This is a genomic window from Candidatus Igneacidithiobacillus taiwanensis, assembly GCF_031962545.1.
GTDB lineage: Bacteria > Pseudomonadota > Gammaproteobacteria > Acidithiobacillales > Acidithiobacillaceae > Igneacidithiobacillus > Igneacidithiobacillus taiwanensis.
In genome coordinates, this window is the sequence record NZ_JAVRKK010000181.1 from 1 (window position 1) to 3,619 (window position 3,619).

General features: G+C 56.2%; 4 protein-coding genes. All 4 read left to right on the forward strand.

Features of this window, described 5'->3' with window-relative positions:
- A partial coding sequence (locus RTI30_RS13260) for an AAA domain-containing protein (RefSeq protein WP_312284006.1) occupies window positions 1-1,724 on the forward strand: 1,724 nt, incomplete at its 5' end.
- A complete protein-coding gene (locus RTI30_RS13265; RefSeq protein WP_312284007.1) occupies window positions 1,721-2,509 on the forward strand; it encodes a hypothetical protein in 789 nt (262 codons plus the stop codon). The genes RTI30_RS13260 and RTI30_RS13265, both read left to right, overlap by 4 nt.
- The gene (locus RTI30_RS13270; protein WP_312284008.1) at window positions 2,506-2,901 is read left to right on the forward strand and encodes a hypothetical protein; all 396 of its coding nucleotides are present in this window, start codon (window positions 2,506-2,508) and stop codon (window positions 2,899-2,901) included. The genes RTI30_RS13265 and RTI30_RS13270 overlap by 4 nt, the downstream gene beginning before the upstream one ends.
- A partial coding sequence (locus RTI30_RS13275; RefSeq protein ID WP_312284009.1) for a hypothetical protein occupies window positions 2,898-3,619 on the forward strand: 722 nt, incomplete at its 3' end. The genes RTI30_RS13270 and RTI30_RS13275, both read left to right, overlap by 4 nt.

A 3,619-nucleotide genomic window follows, 5' to 3' on the forward strand; every position in this document is an offset into this window, starting at 1 on the left:
ATCTAACCTTTGCACTGGCCCGCCGCGCTATCGTCGTTGGGGATATTTACCAGCTAGAACCCATCTGGAATCTGACCGAATCGGATGAACTGTTTCTCCTGGATCGGGTAGGCATCGACCAACTGGACCCTGCCTACAGCGCCGCCCGTGGTTCGGTCATGCAGGTGGCCCAGCGGGCAACTGCCTTTGGGTTACCGGATCCCGAACGGGAGCGCCCCGCAGGGATTCCCTTGATGGCCCATTACCGCTGCCGTGAGACCATCATTGGCTATTGTCGGGAACTGATCTATCACGATGATCTCCGGCCCATGCGAAAGGATGAAAAGAGTCTGTGCCCATACCCGCCGATGACTTGGGTGGCGGTAGAGGATAGTACCGCACAGCGGATGAATAGCTCCTGGATCAACGAACGAGAGGCAGAGGAGATCGTTGGTTGGTTGGTTGATGAAAAGGATCGCCTCATCAATCAGTACAAGAATCCGAACATCGCCCAGATCGTTGCCATCATTGCACCATTTCGCGCCCAGGCCGACCTGATCCGCGCCCGTGTCGCAAAACACCCGGAGCTTGGGCAGGAAGTCGCCAGGAATATGACCATCAATACCGTCCATGCCTTGCAAGGGGCGGAAATGCCCGTGGTGGCCTTCAGCGTCACCCAAACACAGCCGCCGTTCTTTGCCAACGGCAGTCCAGAGATCAAGCCGAATATGCTCAATGTGGCGGTTTCCCGCGCCCAGGATGCCTTTGTGCTCTTCGCCTCTCCCGATGTTTTGCAGCAGGAAAGCACGAATAAAGCAGCCAAGGAGCCACTTTCCCTCTTGGTGGACTACCTGCATCGCAAGGGGCAACGCCTGTATCCGCGCGAACTGGTAATCATCGAGTCGCCCCAGAAGGCCGAACATATCACCCGCGCCCTGGGACGCACGGCCCGGATTTTGGCAACGGAAGGACATTTTCTGGAAATCGCAGCATGGCCAAAAGGCAAGGAACCACAGTGGGCGGAGAGTAATGCAGCATTTACTGGCAGGCTTGCAGTAGCCCTGCGCGATGCCGGGCAACTGGACTGGCTGGTGTTGGCTACCGATGATGACCGGGATGGTGAAGAAATCGCCTGGCATGTGCTGCGCTATGTCGAGCGACTGTCGCCGCGCCTGCTTCTGCGGACTATCCGGATGCGTTTCCATGATCTGGCACCGGATAGCCTGCGTCGAGCCCGTGCTTCGGCACAGCCAGGTGTGGATCTCAGAAGGGTGCAGGCATCCATCCTTAAACGACTGGCCGATTATCGCTTTATGGAACGTACCCAACAGGCCGTAGGGCAGCGGGTAGGACGCAACCAGTTGGCGACCCTGTCCTATCTGGAAACAGCATCAATCCCGGATCCCCAACGGTATCGGGTAGTCCTCCATGGCAGCTTGGCCGATCATCCAGTAACCGCCTATGTGGTCTCCAGCCCCTCGGCAACCGCGCCTGCGCCTTGGGTTAATCAGGAAACCGCCTTCCATCAGGTCGCAAAACTGGCAGTGCATCATTCCCTGCCTGTTCAGGCCGTGCTTTCTGTCGAGCGGGATTTCCCGCCATTTCCACCACAGACCACCGCACGTTTTCTGATCTCTGGTTGGCGGCGGTATGGCTGGCGTCCACAGGAAAGCGCCCAGCATCTGCAGAATCTCTATTGGGGACGCTATAACACCACCATCAAGGCTGGTGGAGGCCCGGCATGAGTGGCCTGAGCAGCTATCCGCGCAGTTACGGTCATTCCCTGCCCGGCCATGTGGCAGCAGCCCTGCAACACCATGTTCCCGAGGAAGATCGGAATACCTATGCAACGCTCTATGAGAAGGAACCTCCGCCTGATTACCTTGATGTAAACCATGGCAATCCCCATCGCCAGCCGGGGGCGGTAAAAGTCACCAATTTCCACCATTTGATTCACCCCCGACTCAATAACGTGGAATCCATGCTGACTGCCGACCCCTTTATTCCTGATGTGTTCAAACCATTGCTGGAACCCTTGCGGGCCTGGTTGCGCCAGGATGCCGCCAACGAAAATCCGGTATTCAAGGCTTTTTCGGAAGGTGTCACGCTTCGGGTACTACCGGCAGGGACCGTGCTGTACCGTATCATTGGTGTAGTCATACCGCTTTCGAGTGAGGATGTGCAATGGTTGCGAGAGGGACATTTTCGGGTCTCCAATGATCCCTTGGGCGATTGGTGGGTGGATGAGGTCACCTTGAAAGGCTTTCGTTCGGAAGCAGAAATGCGATCTTCCCTGGCCTTGCGGACGGAGTGGAATGGGGATCATGGGGTGGTCCAGATCGTGCTACCCAAAGAGGTGGCGGTAGCTTATGGGCCGGCGTCTTGGCAGCATTCCGCCAATCCGCACATGGTGTTTCCAGGCGGAGGTAAGCAAATTTTTATGCCGCTCAGAGATGGTCCATGTTCCGATCTAATCGATGATCTTGCGCGTAATTTGCAGCTATCGCCAATGCCTTGGGTGAACAAATGAGCCTGCGAGAGCAAACCAAAGCATTGCAAGGCGCTGTATGGCATTTTGTCGGGGCCCTGGATGCCATGCTGGAGGAAGCGCACTCTCTCACGGAGGCGGGATACCGTGTACCGGTTGCCTGGATTGCTACGGCCAGAAAGGTCTTTCATAACCTGAATTATCGCCCTGATGGGGTTTCCGTGTGGACCTACTATCGTTGGGCGGCTAAAAGCGTTAGCGAGCACATGCGCTATTTCGAGGATACGGATTTGTCCTGGAGTAGTGTGTGGGTAGCCCCAGAGACGCAGGAAAAACGTCGTATCCTCTTGCAAAGAGCCGATGAGCTTTTGGACTGGATCGCGGATCGTCCAGACGATGAATTAAGCAGAGAATTGGAGCTTGACCCCCGATGAAAATGGATCCGCACCCGATGCTCTATCCGCTGGAGAACCTGCCACCGGAAGAAATGGCACGTCGCCATTCCGATGTGGACATGCAAAGAGCCTATCGCATCCTCTGGGACAACACGCTCTCCTATTTGTCCAAGGCCCCCTGGATACGGGAATACAGGGCGGTATGTACGGTGGGCGATTTGACCCTGGCTTGTGCCGGGGCCGAAATTCTGGGTACAGGATGGCTGCATTTCCAGCAACTATCCGAGGAAGCCCCGCCTACGCCGGTTCCCTACAGCGATCTTCCTGCCAAGATCAATGCAGGGGATGTACTCCAGTGCGAACAGGTGCTGATCGAAGAAAAACCCATTGGGGTAGCTACCGATACCATGATTTCCTGGCTTTCTGATAACAGGATTGCCTCACCAGGAACGCTCGGTAGCCTTTTACCGAAACTGGAGGGTGCCGGATGGATCGACTGGAGACCGGATGGGCAGATACTTCTCAATGCTGCCGGTCAATCTTTGGTGGATGGGCTACGCCAGAATGGTATCCATGTCGATGTGGAATCCGTGCGAACCTTCCGAGAGATTCTGGATCGGCATGAGGAAACCCTCGAGGTGGGGGTACTGGAAACGGCAAAGGCGCTGTTTGCAAGCCTTGGCATGGAGTTGGAGGAAGATCTGGAATGGATCACGGCTCCCGATATCCCCGGTCATCGGGCCAATGTTGCGCTAGA

Excerpts from the sequence above, each read along its gene's own strand:
- RTI30_RS13265 (WP_312284007.1), top strand. The coding sequence starts at position 1,721 with ATGAGTGGCCTGAGCAGCTATCCGCGCAGTTACGGTCATTCCCTGCCC.
- RTI30_RS13270 (WP_312284008.1), top strand. The coding sequence starts at position 2,506 with ATGAGCCTGCGAGAGCAAACCAAAGCATTGCAAGGCGCTGTATGGCAT.